12 protein-coding genes, 2 tRNA genes and 3 rRNA genes are annotated in these 23460 nt (G+C 42.0%); 14 read left to right on the top strand and 3 right to left on the bottom strand.

Translation table 11 applies throughout. From position 1 onward, the window contains the following. Positions 1 to 22 precede the first annotated feature (22 nt). Positions 23 to 286, top strand: a complete 264-nt coding sequence (locus O4M77_RS12065) for a DUF2789 family protein (RefSeq protein ID WP_005233812.1) — start codon at positions 23 to 25, stop codon at positions 284 to 286. 116 nt (positions 287 to 402) lie between these two features. Continuing rightward, positions 403 to 660 carry a DUF2789 family protein gene (locus tag O4M77_RS12060; protein WP_104425715.1) on the top strand — a complete coding sequence of 86 codons (258 nt, stop codon included), beginning with the start codon at positions 403 to 405 and terminating at the stop codon, positions 658 to 660. A gap of 71 nt (positions 661 to 731) precedes the next feature. Here the strand turns inward: O4M77_RS12060 and O4M77_RS12055 are convergent, their stop codons facing one another. Both O4M77_RS12055 and O4M77_RS12050 read right to left on the bottom strand, forming a co-directional pair. Continuing rightward, positions 732 to 1259, bottom strand: a complete 528-nt coding sequence (locus tag O4M77_RS12055; protein WP_159122609.1) for a hypothetical protein — start codon at positions 1257 to 1259, stop codon at positions 732 to 734. Positions 1260 to 1330: 71 nt separating this feature from the next. Further along, positions 1331 to 1933 (bottom strand): 2OG-Fe(II) oxygenase, encoded by a 603-nt coding sequence (locus O4M77_RS12050; RefSeq protein WP_159122608.1) that lies wholly within the window; start codon positions 1931 to 1933, stop codon positions 1331 to 1333. Positions 1934 to 2046: 113 nt separating this feature from the next. On the opposite strand from O4M77_RS12050, the gene O4M77_RS12045 reads away from it, so the two are divergent. From O4M77_RS12045 to rrf, 8 genes are all read left to right on the top strand, one after another. Further along, the gene (locus tag O4M77_RS12045) at positions 2047 to 2904 is read left to right on the top strand and encodes a 23S rRNA (adenine(2030)-N(6))-methyltransferase RlmJ (protein ID WP_004786802.1); all 858 of its coding nucleotides are present in this window, start codon (positions 2047 to 2049) and stop codon (positions 2902 to 2904) included. A gap of 37 nt (positions 2905 to 2941) precedes the next feature. Next, positions 2942 to 3763 carry a CDP-diacylglycerol--serine O-phosphatidyltransferase gene (pssA, locus tag O4M77_RS12040; RefSeq protein ID WP_005233819.1) on the top strand — a complete coding sequence of 274 codons (822 nt, stop codon included), beginning with the start codon at positions 2942 to 2944 and terminating at the stop codon, positions 3761 to 3763. A 24-nt stretch (positions 3764 to 3787) separates the two neighbouring features. Further along, on the top strand, positions 3788 to 4867 hold the full coding sequence (locus tag O4M77_RS12035) for a DUF6670 family protein (protein WP_323713511.1): 1080 nt from the start codon (positions 3788 to 3790) through the stop codon (positions 4865 to 4867). Positions 4868 to 5303: 436 nt separating this feature from the next. Further along, positions 5304 to 6841 (top strand): 16S ribosomal RNA (locus O4M77_RS12030). Positions 6842 to 6902: 61 nt separating this feature from the next. Further along, a tRNA-Ile gene (locus O4M77_RS12025) sits at positions 6903 to 6979 on the top strand. Positions 6980 to 7091: 112 nt separating this feature from the next. Then, positions 7092 to 7167 (top strand) — tRNA-Ala (locus O4M77_RS12020). Positions 7168 to 7566: 399 nt separating this feature from the next. Beyond that, a 23S ribosomal RNA gene (locus O4M77_RS12015) occupies positions 7567 to 10458 on the top strand. A gap of 202 nt (positions 10459 to 10660) precedes the next feature. Next, positions 10661 to 10775: ribosomal RNA gene (rrf, locus tag O4M77_RS12010) — 5S ribosomal RNA — on the top strand. Together the 16S, 23S and 5S rRNA genes with 2 tRNA genes alongside form the textbook arrangement of a ribosomal RNA operon. Positions 10776 to 10971: 196 nt before the next feature. On the opposite strand, the gene O4M77_RS12005 is transcribed toward rrf, so the two are convergent. Beyond that, positions 10972 to 12369, bottom strand: a complete 1398-nt coding sequence (locus O4M77_RS12005) for a dihydrolipoyl dehydrogenase (protein WP_159123099.1) — start codon at positions 12367 to 12369, stop codon at positions 10972 to 10974. A gap of 172 nt (positions 12370 to 12541) precedes the next feature. Between O4M77_RS12005 and O4M77_RS12000 the strand changes: the two genes are divergently transcribed. The 4 genes from O4M77_RS12000 (at position 12542) to tnpC (ending at position 23261) form a co-directional block, all read left to right on the top strand. Next, positions 12542 to 20701 (top strand): hypothetical protein, encoded by an 8160-nt coding sequence (locus tag O4M77_RS12000; protein ID WP_159123098.1) that lies wholly within the window; start codon positions 12542 to 12544, stop codon positions 20699 to 20701. 144 nt (positions 20702 to 20845) lie between these two features. Then, the gene (tnpA, locus tag O4M77_RS11995) at positions 20846 to 21229 is read left to right on the top strand and encodes an IS66-like element accessory protein TnpA (protein ID WP_004828545.1); all 384 of its coding nucleotides are present in this window, start codon (positions 20846 to 20848) and stop codon (positions 21227 to 21229) included. Then, a complete protein-coding gene (tnpB, locus tag O4M77_RS11990; protein ID WP_000618087.1) occupies positions 21226 to 21561 on the top strand; it encodes an IS66 family insertion sequence element accessory protein TnpB in 336 nt (111 codons plus the stop codon). The genes tnpA and tnpB overlap by 4 nt, the downstream gene beginning before the upstream one ends. A 74-nt stretch (positions 21562 to 21635) precedes the next feature. After that, positions 21636 to 23261: an IS66 family transposase gene (gene tnpC / locus O4M77_RS11985; protein WP_154320205.1), complete on the top strand. Its 1626-nt coding sequence runs from the start codon at positions 21636 to 21638 to the stop codon at positions 23259 to 23261. Positions 23262 to 23460 lie beyond the last annotated feature (199 nt).

Genomic DNA, 23460 nt, shown 5'->3' with positions numbered 1-23460 from the left:
ATTTTTATGATGGAGTGAGCGAATGGTATTAGAACAGCAAGTGACTTTAGAATTATTATTTGAGCAATTAGGCTTGCCTGCTGATGAAGCATCAATTGATGAATTTACCAAAAATCATCAGCTACCATCAGACGTGATTTTGCCGGATGCAGATTTCTGGAATGAGGGGCAAAGCGCTTTTCTTCGCGAACACTGGCATCAGGATGATGAATGGATCGTAATCATTGATAAACTGAACCAGCTTTTACATGTCGAAAGTGATAAAGAAGGCCCTGAAAGCAATTAAAGTTTCTTTATACAAAAAGACACAACAAAACCTAGTCCTTTGACTAGGTTTTTTTTGTCTTATCTTATAAGTTAGTCCTATAAACAACTACAATATATCTGATATAAGGAGGGCATATGCTCGGGAAGAACCAACCATCCTTAGAACTGTTATTTTCTCAACTCGGCCTCGCTAACAGCCCGGCGGCAATTGAGCTTTATATACGTACTCATCAGCTACCTGCCCATATGTCATTGCATGAAGCACCGTTCTGGAATAAAGCGCAGCGTTCGCTGTTGATTAGTCATCTGGTACAGGATGATGACTGGGCAATCTGGATTGATGAACTGAATCAGCAATTGCATCTGGATGCAGATCGACGCCGTTTGGCTTGAGTAAATCAAATTAATTCATAAAAAATGCCTCATCAATGTGAGGCATTTTTATAGGAACAGATTTCGTTGTTTTAATGCATACGGCTACGCAGAATCTGGATAAACCATTCCAGTTGACGATATTCATCAAATGCCGGATGCTGGCCTACCAGTTCATGGTCAAAATGGGCCGTTTTACTGTATTTATTTAGCCAGTGACGAGTCATGGCAGGCTCTTTCTTACTGGCAGATGCATAAGCCAGGAAGAAATAAATATCCGCATGCTCATAATTGGTCATTGGTTTTAGAATCTGCTGGGTAATAAGCGCATAATGATCTTCTTTGGTCAGCTCAAAGTAGATCATATAGGCTTTGGCCAGGTGTAAAGACAGATTGATATACAAATCCAGTGGCATTTCTTCAAATTCAATCCGGCTCTGCTCCAGCAGAACAATCGCTTCTTGTAGGAAATGCACCTGCTCTTGACGTAACTGGCTAATAGTCACCAATTGCAGACGAAGATCCGCCCGTTCAAGCGCCAGCTCAGGCGTATTGCCATTTAAAAACAGCTGATCTGTTTCACCAATGCGTGCAATGATCTCTTTGGGGGTTGGTCGCATGAACGCAGTCCTTATATCTCAATGATTGCTATATGAGGCTGAAAATTGAAATTTAAAGCGTGGAAAAAGGATTAGAGCAAACAGGTATCACTTCTTAACCAGGCGGTGATTGATAAACGTTGATGTTTGGCTTTTAAAACTTCATGCATTAAATCACTTTGGAAGAAGGCAATACGGTTTGGTTTAGGCTGGATAATATGCCATTGATCATTTTTATCCTGCAGATGTAGTTCGCCGCCCCAGTTATCTTGCCAATCATCATGCAGATAATAAACCGCAGAAATCATCCGGCCATTTTTACCTTGGGGATTATCGCGATGCAGGGCATAGAACTCGCCCGCGTTATAGCAGGCAAAATGGGCTTCCACATCTTTAATGCCGAGGAAGAAAGCGCGGTTCAGCTCATGACCTAAAGCCTGTAAGGTTTGCACATGCTGGTTAGAAATTTCCAGATCTTCATTGAGCCAGAGAATGTGATCACTGCGGATATTGCTAACTACGCCATTCTGAATGGCTGCATCACGAAAGCGTTCCAGATTGCTGGTACATTCAGCAATCAGCTGTTCAACATAGGAGGGGGCATAAGCATTGTCAATCATGCTAAAACCATGCTGATCTAGATCATCAATAATCTGATCAACTGGCCAGGTTGCCGGGAGTTGAACTGCTTCCATAGAAACTCACCTAGAAGGGTAAATTGGGGTCGCGCTATTCTATGTAAGAATCGGGTCTGAACGAAACTATTTTTCATGTTAAAATAGCGGTTGATATTAGGAATTAATGAAACATGAATTACCGTCACCATTACCATGCTGGCAACTTTGCCGATGTCATGAAGCATGTATTGTTGCTTCAATTATTGACTCGACTCAATGCAAAAGATAAACCATATCGCTATGTAGATACACATGGTGGTGCAGGTAAATATGATTTATCCACCTCTGAAGCGCAAAAGTCAGGGGAATTCCTGAACGGTATTCATCGTCTGATCAAGCTGGATGATTCGGTCAAGCGTAATGCGCCAGAAGGCGTACAACAATATTTAAAAATTGTTGAGAAAATGCGTGAAAACTTTGGTAAAGGTGCATATCCGGGTTCACCTTGGTTTGCACTGGAAGGCATGCGTGAAATTGACAAGGCCACCATTTTTGAAATGCAGCGTGATGTGTTCCAGCAGTTACGTCATAACATTTTTGACAAACGCGCCGGTTTGCATGAGCGTGATGCGTATGAAGGCTTGCTCGCAGTCATTCCACCGAAAGAAAAACGTGGTCTGGTGATGATCGATCCGCCGTATGAGCTGGAGCGTAAAGACTTCCCACAGCTGGTTGAATTACTGGTTGCTGCTTATAAAAAATGGCCGACAGGCGTATTTGCAGTTTGGTACCCAATTAAAGACCGTGCCATGATTGAACGTTTCGAGAAGAAAATGTTCAAGACCGGGATTCGCCGTCAGTTGGTATGTGAAATCTGTGTATGGCCAGATGATACACCAGTGGGTTTAAATGGTTGTGGTTTACTGGTGATTAACCCACCTTGGAAGTTCTCTGAAGATGCAGACGAAGCGCTGCAATGGTTATTCCCGCATTTGCGTATGCAGGAAAATGGCGGTCATGCAGCAGTTCGTTGGTTAGTAGGCGAATAATATTTTAAAGATCGGGTCATAGTTAGGATCGACAAGAATGACAAGTACAAATAAGCCGGAACACGAATCCTCGAAAGATTTGCCATTTGATGGCATCACCTTCGAGGTGGAAGAGGTAGAGCATACCCAGGAAGGGCAAAGAGTTAAGCGTCGAGGTATCTATCTGTGGCCTAACCTGATTACAACCGCTGCGTTGTTATCAGGCTTTTACTCGATTATTGCCAGTATGAATGGCGAATTCCAGCAAGCCATTTATGCGATTTTCCTGGCGGCCTTATTCGATGGTCTGGATGGCCGTGTGGCGCGCGCTATTGGTGCACAAAGTCCGTTTGGTGAGCAGTTTGACTCACTATCCGATATGCTGGCATTTGGGGTGGCACCGGCTATTTTGATGTATAGCTGGGGATTAAGTGATTTAGGCCGTATCGGTCTGGCGGCTTGTTTTGTCTATACGGCTTGTGCAGCTTTCCGTCTAGCCCGCTTTAACGTTCAGATTGGCGTAGTGGACAAACGCTACTTTATTGGCGTTGCGAGTCCATTAGCAGCCGTCATTATTATTTCACTGGTCTGGGTAGGATTGGACTTCCCGGCTGTGTTTGATATTCGTGATTTTACTGTACAAATCATTAATGCTGCAATTATTGTAATCGTTGGCTTATTGATGATTTCTAATATCAAATACTATTCATTTAAAACCGTAGAGCGTAGACGGGTACCGTTTTTCGTGTTGCCGATCGCGGTGTTTATCTTTGCAGCGATGACTTATAATATTCCGGTAGGGATTCTCGTGATCTCTGTCATCTATGCCTTGTCTGGTTTCCTTACAACCTTTATGGCAAAAAGACAGAGTACCTTATAACAATATAAAAATAAGGAGTTTGAGATGCAGTTTCTTCAAGATTTTCTAGATCGTTCGAAACAGCTGAATCAGACTCCTGCTGTTTCCCAGCATAATCTTGCCTATCATGGGCCAAACCAGAAATATAAAATTATTCATCAGGGCCTGACGCTTCCTGATCTGCCTGCACCCCTTCATTATCTTAATTTTCTGAGTATTATTGGTCAGCCTAATGCACCGATGTTGGCTAACCCGAGTGCTATTCAAACCAATGCACTGGATACAGCCACAGTAATCTGTAGTACCAGTCCGCATATGGCGGGACAATTAAATTGCTATTCAATCAAAAAGGATTGCAAGTTTCAGTATGGCCTGTTTCAGTTTCTAGATCGTGAAAAACTGACCGGCGACTTTCCACATTTTCGTTTACAACGTTTTGATTCTGAACTGGGCTTTGATCTCAGCATCCATACGACCAATCTGATTTCACACTTTACCCAAATGCGCTTTGCACTGGCTGATCATTGGTCTTTGCTTTGTTATTGTCAGGGCACCTTATATTATAAAGATCAGAAATACCTTATCGAGAGTTTAGGTAGTTTTGAATTTGCACGAAGCTTTAATTTTCCCTATTTGCCTTTAGCCTTTCTGACTTATCAGATTATTAACCTGAGTGAAGGACGGCAATTATTGTTGGCACAAATTCGAGATAGTCTGAACAGCATTGTGCAGTCACGAATTTATCTGCGTGACTTGAAAAATATGACCAGTCAAATGTTCGATCAAAAAGTCTATTTCAAGGTGCATCGGGTTTATCCGAGTGTGACTACTCCAAATGGGCAAAAGATGTATCTGCCGCGTGAGTTTGAATGGTGCTATGAAGATGGCAAAGGAACACAGATCTGGTTGCAGGGACAAAGCCGAGGAGATTTCAAATTTGGTCTGGCTGCGGGTTATGTTGGAAGCTTTAATTACGAAGTTAGAATTAATGGCGAGACTGAGCATGGGGACGGGGGCTATTGTGAATATATAGATTGCCGCTCCTTGCGCTTTCAGGAATACAATAAAAAAGAGAAATTATTAAGTACATTGGCCAATCCTATACCTTTAATGCTCAAAAAATAGGGAAAATCGGCTTTTTTGTAGAAATAATAATCAACTGAAGTATTTTCTTAAAAATAGGGGTTGCGCTTGTTTGGGATTGGTCTATAATGCACATCCATCGGCGGTGATGAAGATTAAAACTTCTGATAAAACAGTAACTTAGCATGAAATGGTTGAGTTAGGTTTTAGAAAGAAAGTTTGAAAATAATTTTCATTACTGGTTGACTTTCTAGAGATAGAGAGTAATATAGCCGACCTAGCTTGCTACTGACGAAGTAGCAAGAAGATCATTAAGAGATTATGAAGAACAACTTGTGTGGATTTTTACTGGTTGATTGATCGAAATTATTTTCATTGATTGAATGGTAGAAATTACTCGAAGTTTATTTGAGAAATATTTGTCAGAAAATTGATGAGCCAAGTTTAAGAACTTTACTTATAAAGTTCGAAATGATTTTAACTGAAGAGTTTGATCATGGCTCAGATTGAACGCTGGCGGCAGGCTTAACACATGCAAGTCGAGCGGGGATAGGGTGCTTGCACCTGATTCCTAGCGGCGGACGGGTGAGTAATGCTTAGGAATCTGCCTATTAGTGGGGGACAACGTTCCGAAAGGGACGCTAATACCGCATACGTCCTACGGGAGAAAGCAGGGGATCTTCGGACCTTGCGCTAATAGATGAGCCTAAGTCGGATTAGCTAGTTGGTGGGGTAAAGGCCTACCAAGGCGACGATCTGTAGCGGGTCTGAGAGGATGATCCGCCACACTGGGACTGAGACACGGCCCAGACTCCTACGGGAGGCAGCAGTGGGGAATATTGGACAATGGAGGCAACTCTGATCCAGCCATGCCGCGTGTGTGAAGAAGGCCTTTTGGTTGTAAAGCACTTTAAGCGAGGAGGAGGCTTACCTGGTTAATACCCGGGATAAGTGGACGTTACTCGCAGAATAAGCACCGGCTAACTCTGTGCCAGCAGCCGCGGTAATACAGAGGGTGCAAGCGTTAATCGGATTTACTGGGCGTAAAGCGCGCGTAGGTGGCTAATTAAGTCAAATGTGAAATCCCCGAGCTTAACTTGGGAATTGCATTCGATACTGGTTAGCTAGAGTATGGGAGAGGATGGTAGAATTCCAGGTGTAGCGGTGAAATGCGTAGAGATCTGGAGGAATACCGATGGCGAAGGCAGCCATCTGGCCTAATACTGACACTGAGGTGCGAAAGCATGGGGAGCAAACAGGATTAGATACCCTGGTAGTCCATGCCGTAAACGATGTCTACTAGCCGTTGGGGCCCTTGAGGCTTTAGTGGCGCAGCTAACGCGATAAGTAGACCGCCTGGGGAGTACGGTCGCAAGACTAAAACTCAAATGAATTGACGGGGGCCCGCACAAGCGGTGGAGCATGTGGTTTAATTCGATGCAACGCGAAGAACCTTACCTGGCCTTGACATACAGAGAACTTTCCAGAGATGGATTGGTGCCTTCGGGAACTCTGATACAGGTGCTGCATGGCTGTCGTCAGCTCGTGTCGTGAGATGTTGGGTTAAGTCCCGCAACGAGCGCAACCCTTTTCCTTATTTGCCAGCACTTCGGGTGGGAACTTTAAGGATACTGCCAGTGACAAACTGGAGGAAGGCGGGGACGACGTCAAGTCATCATGGCCCTTACGGCCAGGGCTACACACGTGCTACAATGGTCGGTACAAAGGGTTGCTACTGCGCGAGCAGATGCTAATCTCAAAAAGCCGATCGTAGTCCGGATCGCAGTCTGCAACTCGACTGCGTGAAGTCGGAATCGCTAGTAATCGCGGATCAGAATGCCGCGGTGAATACGTTCCCGGGCCTTGTACACACCGCCCGTCACACCATGGGAGTTTGTTGCACCAGAAGTAGGTAGTCTAACCTTAGGGAGGACGCTTACCACGGTGTGGCCGATGACTGGGGTGAAGTCGTAACAAGGTAGCCGTAGGGGAACCTGCGGCTGGATCACCTCCTTAACGAAAGATTGACGATTGGTAAGAATCCACAACAAGTTGTTCTTCATGACGATGTATCTGAGGGTCTGTAGCTCAGTTGGTTAGAGCACACGCTTGATAAGCGTGGGGTCACAAGTTCAAGTCTTGTCAGACCCACCATGAGCGAGGGTCAGCGAAACATGTTTCGCCCGAGCGCAAGACGAGAGCTATGCTCGAGTTAAGCATTCGCCTTAACACAGTTTACGATACATCGAATCACAGATGATAAGCTGGGGACTTAGCTTAGTTGGTAGAGCGCCTGCTTTGCACGCAGGAGGTCAGGAGTTCGACTCTCCTAGTCTCCACCACGTATTCGTTCGAATACGTAATAAGCAAACGGTTTGATAGCTTATAGAGCTTAGTAAGAAAGCGGCGTATAATGCGCGGCATTGTTATTAAGCTCTGTGATTTATCACAGTAATGCAATCCGACGAGGATGCATTAAATCATTAACAGAATATATTTGAGTTGAAATAATTTGTTCATACTCATGAAAGAGCGGAAACGAGAGATCGCAAGATTGATTGTTGAAGTGATTGAATGAGAACTAGCGAAATTAACTGAATCAAGCGTTTTGGTATATGAATCTAATTGAAGCTGTACAGTAGTTAAATCTACGAAACGCCAACTGTATGAGAGTGATGAGTAATCATCATAATCTGTTGCTCATCCTACTTGTAGGGATGAACGACTGTTTGGGGTTGTATAGTCAAGTAATTAAGTGCATGTGGTGGATGCCTTGGCAGTCAGAGGCGAAGAAAGACGTGATAGCCTGCGAAAAGCTCCGGGGAGGCGGCAAATATCCTGTGATCCGGAGATGTCTGAATGGGGAAACCCACCGGCTATAAGGTCGGTATCATAAACTGAATACATAGGTTTATGAGGCGAACGCGGAGAAGTGAAACATCTCAGTATCCGTAGGAAAAGAAATCAATTGAGATTCCCTCAGTAGCGGCGAGCGAAAGGGGAACAGCCCATTAAGTCATATCAGTTTTAGTGGAATGCTCTGGGAAGTGCAACCATAGTGGGTGATAGTCCTGTACACGAAAGGGCTGATATGATGATGTCGAGTAGGGCGAGGCACGTGAAACCTTGTCTGAATATAGGGGGACCATCCTCTAAGGCTAAATACTCCTGACTGACCGATAGTGAACCAGTACCGTGAGGGAAAGGCGAAAAGAACCCCTGTGAGGGGAGTGAAATAGATCCTGAAACCGCATGCATACAAGCAGTGGGAGCCACTTTGTGTGGTGACTGCGTACCTTTTGTATAATGGGTCAGCGACTTATATTCAGTAGCGAGGTTAACCGAATAGGGGAGCCGTAGAGAAATCGAGTCTTAATAGGGCGTTTAGTTGCTGGGTATAGACCCGAAACCGGGTGATCTATCCATGAGCAGGTTGAAGGTTGGGTAACACTAACTGGAGGACCGAACCCACTGTCGTTGAAAAGCCAGGGGATGACTTGTGGATAGGGGTGAAAGGCTAATCAAACTCGGTGATAGCTGGTTCTCCCCGAAAGCTATTTAGGTAGCGCCTCGGACGAATACCATTGGGGGTAGAGCACTGTTTCGGCTAGGGGGTCATCCCGACTTACCAAACCGATGCAAACTCCGAATACCAATGAGTACTATCCGGGAGACAGACTGCGGGTGCTAACGTCCGTAGTCAAGAGGAAAACAATCCAGACCGCCAGCTAAGGTCCCTAAATCATAGTTAAGTGGGAAACGATGTGGGAAGGCATAGACAGCTAGGAGGTTGGCTTAGAAGCAGCCACCCTTTAAAGAAAGCGTAATAGCTCACTAGTCGAGTCGGCCTGCGCGGAAGATGTAACGGGGCTAAAACTATGTACCGAAGCTGCGGATTTGCAATTTATTGCAAGTGGTAGGGGAGCGTTCTGTAAGCCGATGAAGGTGTGTTGAGAAGCATGCTGGAGGTATCAGAAGTGCGAATGCTGACGTGAGTAACGACAAAACGGGTGAAAAACCCGTTCGCTGAAAGACCAAGGGTTCCAGTCCAACGTTAATCGGGGCTGGGTGAGTCGACCCCTAAGGCGAGGCCGAGAGGCGTAGTCGATGGGAAATTGGTTAATATTCCAATACTTCAGTGTAATGCGATGAGAGGACGGAGAAGGTTAAGTCAGCCTGGCGTTGGTTGTCCAGGTGGAAGACTGTAGGCATGTATCTTAGGCAAATCCGGGGTACTCTATGCTGAGAGTTGATAGCAAGCCAGTTTACTGGTGAAGTGGCTGATACCATACTTCCAGGAAAAGTCTCTAAGCTTCAGTTACACTGGAATCGTACCCGAAACCGACACAGGTGGTCAGGTCGAGTAGACCAAAGCGCTTGAGAGAACTCTGCTGAAGGAACTAGGCAAAATGGTACCGTAACTTCGGGAGAAGGTACGCTGCCGGCGGTGATAGGACTTGCTCCTTGAGCTGTTGGCAGCCTCAGAAACCAGGCCGCTGCAACTGTTTATTAAAAACATAGCACTCTGCAAACACGAAAGTGGACGTATAGGGTGTGATGCCTGCCCGGTGCTGGAAGGTTAATTGATGGGGTTAGCGTAAGCGAAGCTCTTGATCGAAGCCCCAGTAAACGGCGGCCGTAACTATAACGGTCCTAAGGTAGCGAAATTCCTTGTCGGGTAAGTTCCGACCTGCACGAATGGCATAATGATGGCGGCGCTGTCTCCAGCAGAGGCTCAGTGAAATCGAATTCGCCGTGAAGATGCGGTGTACCCGCGGCTAGACGGAAAGACCCCGTGAACCTTTACTGCAGCTTGACATTGAACTTTGATCTTACTTGTGTAGGATAGGTGGGAGGCTTTGAAGTGGTGACGCTAGTTGCCATGGAGCCGTCCTTGAAATACCACCCTGGTAATATTGAGGTTCTAACTCTGCTCCCTGATCGGGAGCGAGGACCATGTCTGGTGGGTAGTTTGACTGGGGCGGTCTCCTCCTAAAGAGTAACGGAGGAGTACGAAGGTGCGCTCAGCGTGGTCGGAAATCACGCGTAGAGTATAAAGGCAAAAGCGCGCTTAACTGCGAGACCCACAAGTCGAGCAGGTACGAAAGTAGGTCTTAGTGATCCGGTGGTTCTGTATGGAAGGGCCATCGCTCAACGGATAAAAGGTACTCTGGGGATAACAGGCTGATACCGCCCAAGAGTTCATATCGACGGCGGTGTTTGGCACCTCGATGTCGGCTCATCTCATCCTGGGGCTGAAGCAGGTCCCAAGGGTATGGCTGTTCGCCATTTAAAGAGGTACGCGAGCTGGGTTTAGAACGTCGTGAGACAGTTCGGTCCCTATCTACCGTGGGCGCTGGAAATTTGAGAGGATCTGCTCCTAGTACGAGAGGACCAGAGTGGACGAACCTCTGGTGTACCGGTTGTGACGCCAGTCGCATCGCCGGGTAGCTATGTTCGGAAGGGATAACCGCTGAAAGCATCTAAGCGGGAAGCCTACCTCAAGATAAGATTTCCCCGAGACTTTATGTCTCCTAAAGAGCCGTTGAAGACTACGACGTTGATAGGTTGGATGTGGAAGTGCAGTGATGCATGAAGCTGACCAATACTAATTGCTCGTGAGGCTTGACTATACAACACCCAAGCAGTTGTATATAAAGCATCAATTGATTTCATATTGATCTAACGATCAGACGAAGCCTTGATTTAGTTAAGCTAATCGAACAAACTACTACGACTCAGATACATCTGTTAATGCATTCTATTTGAAGAAAGCTAGGCAAACGAAGCGCAAGCAACGTAGATAAGACCATAGCGAGTAAGCATACCAGTTGTGCTGGCGACCATAGCAAGAGTGAACCACCTGATCCCTTCCCGAACTCAGAAGTGAAACCTCTTAGCGCTGATGGTAGTGTGGGGTCTCCCATGTGAGAGTAAGTCATCGCCAGCTCATTATTCCAAAAGCCCTCTGCTCACGCAGGGGGTTTTTTTATGCGTGGGATTTCATGGTTATAGATTTTTCTATTGATACTTTATGATCTAAAAAAAGAGTTAAAGAGTAACAAGGTGCAGCCAAAACTTCAGAGCTATTAGCTGCACCATATTGTTTGAAGTAATTAAATTTTATCTATCCTTCTTTAAGATATTTAAGAATTGTCAATTACTTCCTGTTGATCAAGCTGACGATGAGCATGTTTAAATGCTGTTCTTAGCCCTTCTTCTAAAGTCGGATGATAGTAAGGCTTTGCCAGAATCTGATGAATATCCTGCTCTGCATCAATCATCCAGGCTAGTATGTGTGCTAGATGTTCGGCTTGAGGGCAGAATAATTCAGCACCTAATAATTTTCCTGACATTTTATCTATATATACTTCAGCCCCACCTTTATTTTCTGAAAGAATTAACGCGCGTCCCTGTCTTTCATAAGATACAAAACCTCTAATATATTCTGAATTTTTTTCCTCTAACTGTTTGAAACTTTGTCCAATAATAGCCATTTCTGGTTGGCTAAATACGATTGCCAAAGGAGTTAGGGCAGAAATAGGCTGAACATCTGGAAAATTTAAGCAGTTTTGGACTACTTCTTTACCATTATGGGCAGCTTCATGTTGAATTGGGACATCAGGGGCTGCATCTCCAACAATAAAAATGGGTAAGTTTTCTAATTGTTTGGTTTTTTTATTGATAGGTAGCTTTTTAACATCATGGAATTCAGGATTAATTTTCTCTAAATCTAATCGATCCAAATTAGAGCTACGACCAGTGGCTGAGAGTACATAATCTACTTCAATACTTTGCTTTTGATCATTCTCTATATAGTCAATTTTTACCTGATCATTAAGGAGTTTGACTTGATTAGGTAAAGTTTTAAATTTGATAGTCAGTTCGTTATTTAACTGCTCTCTAACCAAAGCTTGTAGAGTTGGACTAGTGAGTGCACCTATTTTCTGACTACGAGCAAACATAGTAGTACGTACCCCTAAACGTTGCATGGCTTGAGCCAATTCAATTGCAATGACGCCACTACCAATCACTGCTAAGGATTTAGGTAAATGTGAAAGCTCAAAGATTTCATCAGATGTCAGGAGTTTATCACCTAATTCATCTTTTAAGGTAGCATCAAAATTTGGTCGAGAGCCTACTGCAATAATAAAACTTTTAGCTTGATAAAATTTTCCTTCTACTTGGACTGTTTGAGCATTAGTAAATTTTGCGTGCCCCGATATTTTATGAGTTGAATCCCATTGTTCTACTTCTTTTAAAGTAGCCCGAATATAATGATCACGAAGCTTATGTAGGCGATCCATAACGGTGGAGGTATTTACTACAGCATCATGTTGTAATCCCAAGGTTTCTGCATTTTTTATCTCATGCATACGGTTAGCAGAAGATATTAGAAGCTTGCTCGGCATACAGCCTACACGAGCACATGTAGTCTCCCATGAACCGGCATTAATAATTAAAATATTTTGGGTATGTTTAATAGCTTCTTTATAGGCACTGATTCCTGCTGTTCCTGCGCCGATAATAATAATGTCATACATAAAATGCTTACCAATTCTCAGAACATGAATATTTATATGCATGATTTACAATGTTTCTGATGTAAATTATGTAACTAGATTGCATATTTTTGCTATTTTGAGTAAATTTTGTGTAAAAGCCAGAAGATTAACTTTTATGGCAGCTTAACTATTATATGCAGTGGGAAAAAACATGAGTTTGTTTATAAATTTAAAAAAATTAGGGGTTAACACGACTGTTTTAGCAACATCGATTTCTTTAGTTGCATGTGGCGGGGGGGGGAGTGACGGTTACTATAATAATGACAATAATAGTCAACCAAATACAGGAGGAAATAATGGAGGCGGCAATGAATCTACAGATAATACAGCTCAAGTTCCAGAAAGCTTGAATATTAGTTTGCAAGATTCGAGTGGCCAAAATATTGTTCAGGTTGTAGATAATTCAACTGTACAAATTGCTGTTCAGGTCTTAAATGCAGATAAAGGTGGAATTTCTAGCAAAAATGTACGATTAGCGATTAATGATTCAGATAAATTAGGTGTAACAAGCAAAAGTTCCTTAGTTGCTACAGCTGAAGATGGCATTGCTATTTTTGAGCTTAAAATTCCTTCAATTAATATTGAATCTGGTAAAGTACAATTAACTGCAACTGTAGATGGCACACAAGTTAAACAGGTATATACCCTTAATATTAAAAAATCTAGTGTAATTGTTAGTGATTATACTCTAGATGTGCCACAAGGCCTTACGATTGATTTACCAAATGGGGCAGTTGAATTTTTTGTCCAAGTGACTGATCCAAAAGGTGGTTCTAAGTCAGGACAAACCGTTGAATTGTCTTTACCTGCTGAGTTACAAGGATTGCTTGTAATTAGCAACGGATCATCTGTACAGACAGATAGTGAAGGTAAAGCAAATTTTAAACTTGTAGCAAATAAAAATTTAACTGCGGCACAAATTCAACAGCTTGTAGATACATCTAAAATACTAAACTTTAAACTCATTGATGAGCATCGTGCAGAAAAGCAAGCAACTACGTCTCTAACATTTAAAGATATTGCAACAATTGTCGATAAACTTGAAATTATTAAGCCTGATGCACCGATTGCTGCAAAAAATGGCGAAGCACGTATTCGTGTATATGCCAAAAATTCCAATAAACAAGATTTAGCAGGTAAAAAAGTTCGCCTGGAGACCAATCAATCTGGTCGTGGTGTGACCTTGGATAAAACTGAAGCCATTACAAATGCACAAGGTTATGCGGAATTTATCCTAAAAAGTAATTCTGATACACCACTTGCTTTGAAGGATGAAGGGATTGAACTTAAAGCAACTTTCCTAGAGAACCCTGAGAAATTCGCGACCATTACTGTTGATGTCATTACTGCAGATGATAGTGCAACCGATCAAGAAGCTATTCAACGTCTAGAAATCGCTTCATCTTATAAAATCAATGCAATGTCTGACAGTGTTGAAATTAAGGTAAAAGCGATTGCGAACAATGGACATGCTGCGAAAAAAGGTAAAATCAAACTTACCTTGAATAGCGAAGCTGTAGCGAATGCTGTTAAGTTAGAAGGCAGTAGTGATGGTGTTAACTTTGATTTAAATGAAAGTCAGTCTGTCGGTGCAGAGGGTTATGTCACTTTCAGAATTAAAACACCAGCATCGCAAACAGCAGCAGCTGTAGAAGCATTAAAGGCTTCAGGGATCACAGCGACGTTTACAACAGATAACGGTATTAGCAATAATATTAAAATTGTTGTTGAAGATAAGGCTGTTGCAACTGAAGCAGTTAAGTATCTCTTAATTGACCCAATCAATGAAAACTTTGATCCTACCAAGAACCAAGACATTACAATTAAAGTAAAAGCAATTGGTGAAAAAGGTGGCCCTCTTAAAAATGAAAAAGTATCAATTAAATCTTTACTTTCAGATGATCAGCTGAATAAGTTGAGTCTAAGTTTAAGTACAGCTGCTGAAGTTTTAACAGATGTAGATGGTTATGCAACGTTTGTTTATAAGTATCAATATAATAAATCTGCAGAACAGCAAGCGTTGGCTAAGCAAGGGATTACTTTTACATCCACGGCATTATCTAATCAAAAGACTCAAACAATTAAAGTTAACTTCAATACAAAGAGTGTCAGTGACAAAGTCAGCCTTGATTACTTTACTTTAGATACTGATGGTTTAGCTCAAATTGCACTTAATCAACAAACTGAAATTGTAGTGCGTACGCAAGCCTTTGGTGTTGATGGTGCAGTTCTTGCAAATCAAGAATTAGCTATTGGTATTGATGAAACTGCGATTTCAAATGGTGTTTCATATGCCACAGCAACTAAGCTTGTATCGGATGCACAAGGTAAAGTTGAATTTAAATTAAAAGTTGCAGCACGTAATTTAACTGAATTAAATACCTTAATTGAAAAAGGCCTAACTGTTGCAGTAGTGTCTTATCGTAATGATGGTTCTAAGCATTCGGTTACTCGTAAAATTGACTTAGTTTCAAACTCGATTATTGACACTGGAACGAGTCAAGTGGATTACCTCATGGTAGATCCAATCTTAACCCGTTTTGACTATACGCAAAATCAAGAAATTACCGTTCGTGTAAAAGCATTAGATGTCAATGGAAGCCCATTAGCAAAAGAAAAAATTCAATTAAAATCTGCCCTAACTAATCAGCAGATGCAGCAGTTAGGCTTAAGTTTTACGACCCAAGCAGAACAAATCACTGATGCATTAGGTTATGCAACGTTTAAACTTAGTTACCAGTATAACGAAACGCCTGAACAAGAAGAGCTAGCGAAAAAAGGTCTTACTTTCATTGCTTTGGCGAATGGTAAGGTCAGCAATATTCGCATTAACTTTAAGGCTCCGAGCGATAGTATTGACTTAAGTTTCTTTACTGTTGATACAGATGGACAAGCCTTAATTTCGACCACTACAGATACACCGATCAAGATCCGTGTCAAGGCAATGGGTACAGATGGTAAGGTTTTAGCTAACCAACGTATTAGTATTGGTATTGATAATACTGCAGTTTCAAATGGCGTAACGTATGCAACCTCTAACAACCTAGTTACAGATGCATTAGGTAATGCTGAGTTCGTTTTAAATGCGAAACCAAAAAATAAAGATGAACTGAATGCATTGCTTGCGAGTGGTGTAACAGTCGCTGTTAAAGCAACTGCAAAAGATGGTTCTGAATATACAACTCTAAGAACGATTAAGCTTATTGAGCAAGAGCAAGTATCGCAAGTATCTTCACTACTAATCGATCCGTTACAAGCAGCATATGACTATACAAAAGACCAAACAATTCAAGTGCGCGTGAAAGCGATTGGTCAAGCTGGTCAGTCTTTACGTAATGAAAAAGTGAGCTTAACGACAGCCCTTAGTGCACAAGAGTTAGCTGATCTGAATTTAAGTCTTGTTGGCGATGCGACGAAACTGACTGATGATTATGGTTACGTGACATTCACATTTGACTATAAATACAATGCACAGTCTCCTGCACAAAAGAAACTGTTAAATGGTTTTGAAATTACAGCAACTGCCAATGGAAAGACGAATAATACGATTATTAACTTTAAAGCACCTGCAAATGAACAAGAAATCAATCTTGATTATTTAGTGGTATCTACAGGTGGTCGTGCAGTTATCTCAACCGATCAACCAACAGAAGTGATAATTACAGCAACTGCATTGGCAACAAATGGTCAGATATTAAAAGACCAGACTGTGAAAATTGAATTGAATGAAACAGAAACCAATAGTGGTATTTCATTTAATTCTGCGACAGAAGTTGTGACCAATGCACAAGGACAAGCCACATTTAAAGTCAACATTGCACCAGAAAATGCATCTGAATTAGAGGCATTGCTTGCATCTGGTTTGAATGTTCGTTTATCTGCACAGCGTGTAGATGGTTCTGCATACAAAGTATCAAGAAAAGTTGAACTTTATAAGTCAGAAGCAGAAGCACCAAGTGAAGTTGATTATCTGATCATTGATCCAATTAGTGTTTATGACTACAGTAAAAATCACATTATTGCGGTACGAGTGAAGGCGATTGGTGAAGATGGTAGCGCATTACGTAATGAAAAAATTACATTGCGTCCTGAAAACATCTCAAGTGCAGAATTAGCGAAACTTAATTTAAGTTTAAATGGTGCTGCTGAGCAATATACCGATGATCAAGGCTATGCTGTCTTCGAATTTAGCTATAACTATGATGCACAATCTACAGAGCAAAAACCTCTTGCATTGAAAGGTGTAGCATTATTGGCGACTGCAAATGGTAAAGAGCAGCGCACAGTTATTAACTTTGCGGAAACTCAAACTAATACGCTTGATTATCTTGTCATTGATATGATTGGTAAAGCTGTCATTGATACGGATGTAGAAACTAAAGTTGCGTTATCTGTGCTTGCAAAAGGTACTGATGGTTCAGTTTTGGAGAATCAAAATGTTCAGATTGAATTAACCAATGAAAATGGTATCAATCTTCTTACAGCTTCATCAGTAGCAACTGATGCAGAAGGTTATGCAAAATTTGAATTCAGTGTGCATCCAAAGAACCAACAGGAATTAGAAGCATTATTGACAAATGGCGTAACAGTAAAAGTCTTATCTAAAGTTGCTGATGGATCTGTTCGTCAAGCTCAACGTAAAGTTGAATTAGTACAAGCCGAAGAGCAAGTTGAATCTAAAGTTGAGACTTTAGTTATTGATCCAATGTTAAATTCATTTGACTATACTCAAAATCATACGATTCAAGTACGCGTTAAAGCATTAGATGCTGCTGGCAGTACGCTGAAAAATGAAAAAGTTGCAATCACAACTGATATTCAAGCGAAATTAGCACAACTCAACTTTAGTTTAAATGGAGCAGCTGAACAGTTTACTGGTGATGACGGCTATGCGACATTTGTATTTGAATATAAATATGCAGAATCTACAGTACAGCGTGAGATCTTAAATGGTGTAACTGTTACCGCAACTGCAAATGGAAAAACCCAGACAACAAAATTGAACTTTAGAGAGTCTTTAACTTCAGAAGCTTTAGATTATATTTCTATTGATACAAATGGTTATGCCGCGATTGAAGAAAACGTACAAACTGATATTACCGTTAAGGTACGTGCAATCAATGTGGGTGGTAAAGCACTTGCTAATCAAGATGTCACGATCAGCTATAATGAACAAGCACATAATAATGGTGTTTATTTACTTGATCCAACAGGTGCGAATATTGGGGCACAAACCTTTACGCAAAAAACCGATGCTGATGGTTATGTGACCTTTACCTTTAAGGCATTGCCACGTAATAAAGCGGAAGTGCAAAAGCTGATTGATGATGTGACTGGTGATTTACAGGTTACATTAACAGCTAAACGTGCTGATGGTTCGAATTATGAAGCTTCTCGCCGTATTGATTTAAGAGCTCCTGATGTTGAATCTACACCTGCAGAGGTTTTAATTGATCCAATTCTGCAAGCATTTGATTATTCAAAAGATCAAAAAATTATTGTACCAGTAAAAGCGTTATCTGCTGATAAGGGTGCTTTACAAGGTGCGAAAGTAACGATTGACACACCAAATTTAACCTTAGAACAGTTAAAAACTGCTCAGTTAACCTTAACTGGTGAAGCAACGAAGTTTACTGATGCCAATGGTTACGCTTATTTTGAATTTGAATATAAGGTTGCAGGTACACAAGCGCAGATTGATTTGGTCAGCCCAGGGGTTCGTGTCACAGCGACCACAACGAATGGCAAAACGGCTATTCAGACCTTGAACTTTAAATCGCCAAATGCGGGTCAGATTTTAGATTACTTTACCTTGAATGCATCTGATTATGTAGTTGCATTGGATGTGAATACACCTAAGACAATTCAAGTGACGATTAATGCAAAAGATACTGAAGGTAAGGCATTTGCAAACCAAGTTGTTTCACTTGGTCTAAATGAAGCTGCTTTAAGTAATGGTGTCAGCTTTGCTTCGCCATCTCAAATCATGACAGACAGCAATGGTCTTGCAACATTTGAAGTAACGATTAATCCTCAAAATCAAGCTGAAATTGAGAATCTAGCTGCAAATGATTTGGAATTTACTGCGACTGCACGACGTGCTGATGGTTCTGCATACACGTTAGTTCGTAAAGTTGAATTAGAGAAAGCCACTGTGGTTTTACCAGACTTAGCAGATCTTGTCTTTACGACAGTAGATGATAAACCATTAGATACAATTTCTGTTCTTGGTGGTGAAACACGCGTCAAAATTAAAGCAATTGATAAAGCTGGTAATCCAATTCCAAATACGCCTATCGCAGTTGCTCTATCTAGTTTAACTTCTAGTCGTGTGACATTAAGCAATGTACCAACTCAAACTAACAGTAAGGGTGAAGCTGAATTTACGGTTACCGTTTCTGAGGGCGCATATGATGCTAGTTTGATCAAAAATGGTATTGTCTTTGCAGTAGTTGGTACGAACTTAAATAATGGCGATCGTTTACAGCAAACAAGTGTAATTAGTATCACCGCTCCAGCAAATGCTTTAAATCCGCGTTTAACATCAGATGTAAAAACAGTGACAGCTGGGCAAACAGTTAAAGTGTATGCAGCTGTTAAAGATGAAATGGGGATTAATACTGCTAATGGTACACCAATGCAATTAACTCTGAATCCAGAAGCGATAGCTGCAGGTATTAAGCTGAGTGCTGAAGGAGTGGTAATACAAGGAAACGGTTCAGTTCCTATTGACTTGATTGTGCCAAAAGGTATTACAAAAACAGTATTAAGCTCTATTATGGTTACGGGTACTATTCGTGATCCACGTGGTAATAAACTTCAGACGGATCTAACTTTTACTGTTCAAGATATTAGTAATCCTTATCACTTGACGATAGATAGCAGTCGAGTATCTTTGTCATCATCTGGTGATAGTGCATTTGTAACAGTTAAACTTCTTGATGCGAATCAAGGTGGAGTTGCCAATGAAACTGTAACTTTAGCGATTGATGACCCACGTAATGCTACGAGTATTAATGGTTCTTCACAAATTACAACAAATGAGTTTGGTGAAGCTGTATTTGAAGTATCAATGAAATCATTACAGGGAATATTATCAACTCCTGTTCTACCAATTGAATTAACAGCAACACATACCACTGCAACAGGTGCTATAGTAACTCAACCTAGTAGTATTCAAGTCCATTCACCAACAGTTCTAGCACCAACATTAGATTTAAAAATCAAGTCATCTAAAGATAAATTGAATCTAAGAGGCGATAGTGTTGAAGTGTCTGTATTAGTAGTAGACTTAGAAGGATCAAGTCAAGCTGGTAAAGCTGTAACTTTAACAATTCCAGCTTATAGACGAAATGGTGCTTATATTCATGGAGCATCAACTATTGAAAGTGATGAAAATGGTTGGGCAAAATTTACAATTGTTATTGATGAAAGCTTGCGTGATCGAAACTATGACTTTGCTACTGCTGACCTACGTGTAGAGGCTATTGTTAAGGATGAACAAAATACAGAACGACGTGTACCTCATCGTATTGATGTTGTAAATTCAGAAGTGCCAGTTACTGTTGGTTCTATTGCTGTTAACTTTAACCCAACAGAGATTACATCAACAGCTAATGGGGTTTATTATCAAAAAGAAGGTTCTGTTCAATTAGTTGATGTTGATGGTAAACCTGTTGCAAATCAGGATGTTGTTCTGGATATTCGTCCAACTTCTTATGTCATCGGTGAATGGGTGTTTGGTATTCAAAAAGATCCATGGAAAGTCGTGACTAAACCTGTTTTAGATGCAAGTGGTAATCCTCTAACTAATCCTGATGGGACACCTAAGACAGAAGATGTAAAAGAATTGGATGCAGTTTATCCATTCACAAACTTGAAAGGTTGGATTAAACCAAATGATTATTACTATCCATTAGTTAATACAACTCCTTCACAGACATTAGCAAAGAACGAGGCTATTACTTGTCCAATTAATGCGAGTAATTCAACTTGGATGGCTAATGGACAAGCATTACGTGTAGTTCGTTTCTTAGGTGGTACAACAAATAATAGTACGACACATCCATATACTGCGACTTATCGTACAGATAGCACGGGTAGATTTGATTTCATTATTGAATATCCGAAAGCTAATGCACAATGGGTATCTGTAGAAGTTGGTGCGAAGGCGACACTTGCACGAATACAAGATGGAACACCAATTAGAGGTTATACAACACTAACCCTTCCAAGTTTAGCGAGTGACTATGCTGCCGATGGAAGTTATGCTCCTAACCGTATAAGTCCATATACAACTTGTGTTAATTGATCTAACTAAAAAACAGCGCCTCGGCGCTGTTTTTTTGAGAATTAAAATTAAGAAAATTGTAAGCGTCCGCTGAACACACCTTATGAATTCATCCTATAAGCCTTAATTTAGTCCCCACTTAGAAACAAGTGGGGACTTAAATTTATGACTACAAATCATCAGACATCCATCGCATCTCTTGCGAAAAAACGAAGAACATACAGTGCTGAATTTAAACAGCAGATCGTTCAGGCTTGTAAAGCACCGGACGTTTCAATTGCTTCAGTCGCTTTGCAACATGGATTGAATACAAATCTTGTATCCAAATGGATTCGCTTAATTGATGCTAAGCCAGGGAGTGATCGCTCACCACTACCGAATAAACCTGCATTTATTGCCTTATCTTGCTCTGCACCATTAGATCCTACTCCTACTGACATGTTAAAAGTTCAAATTACTTTACCCCACTCAAAAGCAGAAATTGGCTTGAAATGGCAAGTATCAGAAATACCTGCCTTGGCAGAATTACTCAAGGTGCTGGCAACATGATCCGTATCGATGAAATCTGGCTTTCTACCCAACCTCTGGATATGCGAGCAGGGATGGATACTGTCATGGCTCAGGTGGTGAGAGCCTTTGGCTACATTAAACCGCATTGTGCTTACCTGTTCTGTAATAAACGTGGCCATCGCATGAAAGTGCTGGTACATGATGGACTGGGCATCTGGCTGTGTGCCCGGCGGCTGGAACAGGGAAAATTCCACTGGGCTCAAGTTCACCAAGGTGAAACCGTGGCCCTCAGCCCGGAACAGTTACAGGCATTAATCCAAGGTTTGCCCTGGCAGAGAATTGGACGACAGCAGGTGGTGACGATGCTTTAAACCAGGCTGTTCCATTCTGCTATTCTCCAAACGTTCTATTTCATTCTTCTCATGACCTCAGGCATACTGCGGTCATGAATACGCTGCCTGACTTAAGCCAACTGACCCATGAACAACTGCTGGAATTCACCAGGCAGTTGGCGATGCAGCATCAGTCTCTGGCACAATCAAACCAGCAATTAGATGCCAGAGTTCAACATCTTGAAGTCACCAATCAGCAATTAGATTCTAAAGTTCAACATCTTTCTATTCTCAATCAAAAATACGAGCATGAACTGGCGCTGTTTAAACAGCATAAATTCGGCAGTAAAAACGAACATCTCACCGCAAAACAAATCCATCTGTGGGACGAAGCGGTCGAAGAAGATATCGCAGCCGTTGATCTGGAATTAGAACGATTAAATGCAGATAAAACCGATGCAGCGACACAGAAAGCCAAAACCAATAAACCTAAACGTCGACTGCTGCCAGATCATCTACACACCATCCGTATTGAGCATGAACCTGCATCAACCCAATGCAGTTGTGGCTGCCAGTTACGTCGTATCGGCGAAGATATCAGTGAAAAACTGCATTTCAGACCGGCACAGTTCTACAAGGAACAGCATGTTCGTGGCAAATGGGTCTGTGATCAGTGTGACACCCTGACTCAGCAAGCGATGCCTGCCTATGTGATTGATAAAGGCATTGCTTCACCTGAACTGCTCAGCCATGTGCTGGTATCGAAGTATGCCGATCATTTGCCGCTGTACCGTCAGCGCCTGATCTATCAGCGGGCTGGCATTGATCTGTCCAGATCCACTTTATCTGACTGGATTGGTCGCTGCGGTGTGGAACTGGAGCCTCTGGCTAATGCCTTAAAAGAGGTGGTGCTGCAACAGCAGGTGCTGCATGCAGATGAAACACCAGTCACCATTATGCGGATGGGTGAGAATGAGAAAAAACCGAAGAAAGGTTATGTCTGGGCCTATGCCACCACACAGTACAATCCAGTTCAGGCGGTGATCTATGACTTTCAGGATAGTCGTTCAGGTCAGCATGCTGAAGCGTTCCTGAAAGACTGGCAGGGCCATCTGGTCTGTGATGATTACAGCGGTTATAAAGCACGCTTTAAATCAGGTCAGGTCATTGAGGTGGGCTGCATGGCGCATGCGCGTCGTAAATTCCATGAACTGCATGTGACCAAAAAAAGTCAGGTCGCTGAACAGGCATTAGTGCTGATTCAGAAACTGTATGCCATAGAAGCAGAACTCAGGAAAAAGACCGATGGTACAGCAGAACAGCGCCGCGAATACCGACAACAGCATAGTCAACCGGTGATGCAACAACTGTATGAATGGCTCAACCAACATCAACTGACTGTGCCATCGAGTTCTCCAACCGCCAAGGCGATCAATTACACTCTGAAGCGTTGGCCAGCTTTAAGCCGCTATCTGGATGATGGCAATCTACCGATTTGCAATAACTGGGTGGAAAACCAGATGCGCCCCTGGGCGTTGGGACGTAAGAACTGGTTATTTGCAGGTTCGCTGCGCAGCGGTCAGCGAGCAGCCAATATTATGACATTAATCCAGTCAGCAAAGCTGAATGGGCTGGATCCCTATGCCTATTTAAGTGATGTGCTGAAAAGGTTGCCGACACATAAAGTGACTCAGATTGAAGAATTGCTACCACACCGCTGGAAACCTAAATCGAATTAAAAAATAGGCATGGGGTTCAGCGGACGCTTACAGAAAATTAAATAGAAGTTCCCATACTGACACCCACAGTAGGCTTAAAATTCATTGAACTACAACCTATCAATGCAAGACTGCAACATATAACCAGTAAGAATTTATTCATAGATCAAGCTCTGACATTAAAAGGAAGGAGATGTTGACTAAAAGTACATTTCCCCTA

The organism is Acinetobacter sp. YWS30-1, from assembly GCF_033558715.1.
Classification (GTDB): Bacteria; Pseudomonadota; Gammaproteobacteria; order Pseudomonadales; family Moraxellaceae; genus Acinetobacter.
Note: the sequence above shows the minus strand (reverse complement) of the source record. Positions and strands in the feature narration are given on the sequence as shown.

What these genes read in the sequence shown, in the direction of transcription:
- O4M77_RS12065 (WP_005233812.1), top strand. Translation starts at nt 23, where the DNA reads ATGGTATTAGAACAGCAAGTGACTTTAGAATTATTATTTGAGCAATTA.
- O4M77_RS12060 (WP_104425715.1), top strand. Translation starts at nt 403, where the DNA reads ATGCTCGGGAAGAACCAACCATCCTTAGAACTGTTATTTTCTCAACTC.
- O4M77_RS12055 (WP_159122609.1), bottom strand. Translation starts at nt 1,259, where the DNA reads ATGCGACCAACCCCCAAAGAGATCATTGCACGCATTGGTGAAACAGAT.
- O4M77_RS12050 (WP_159122608.1), bottom strand. Translation starts at nt 1,933, where the DNA reads ATGGAAGCAGTTCAACTCCCGGCAACCTGGCCAGTTGATCAGATTATT.
- O4M77_RS12045 (WP_004786802.1), top strand. Translation starts at nt 2,047, where the DNA reads ATGAATTACCGTCACCATTACCATGCTGGCAACTTTGCCGATGTCATG.
- pssA (WP_005233819.1), top strand. Translation starts at nt 2,942, where the DNA reads ATGACAAGTACAAATAAGCCGGAACACGAATCCTCGAAAGATTTGCCA.
- O4M77_RS12035 (WP_323713511.1), top strand. Translation starts at nt 3,788, where the DNA reads ATGCAGTTTCTTCAAGATTTTCTAGATCGTTCGAAACAGCTGAATCAG.
- O4M77_RS12005 (WP_159123099.1), bottom strand. Translation starts at nt 12,369, where the DNA reads ATGTATGACATTATTATTATCGGCGCAGGAACAGCAGGAATCAGTGCC.
- O4M77_RS12000 (WP_159123098.1), top strand. Translation starts at nt 12,542, where the DNA reads ATGAGTTTGTTTATAAATTTAAAAAAATTAGGGGTTAACACGACTGTT.
- tnpA (WP_004828545.1), top strand. Translation starts at nt 20,846, where the DNA reads ATGACTACAAATCATCAGACATCCATCGCATCTCTTGCGAAAAAACGA.
- tnpB (WP_000618087.1), top strand. Translation starts at nt 21,226, where the DNA reads ATGATCCGTATCGATGAAATCTGGCTTTCTACCCAACCTCTGGATATG.
- tnpC (WP_154320205.1), top strand. Translation starts at nt 21,636, where the DNA reads ATGAATACGCTGCCTGACTTAAGCCAACTGACCCATGAACAACTGCTG.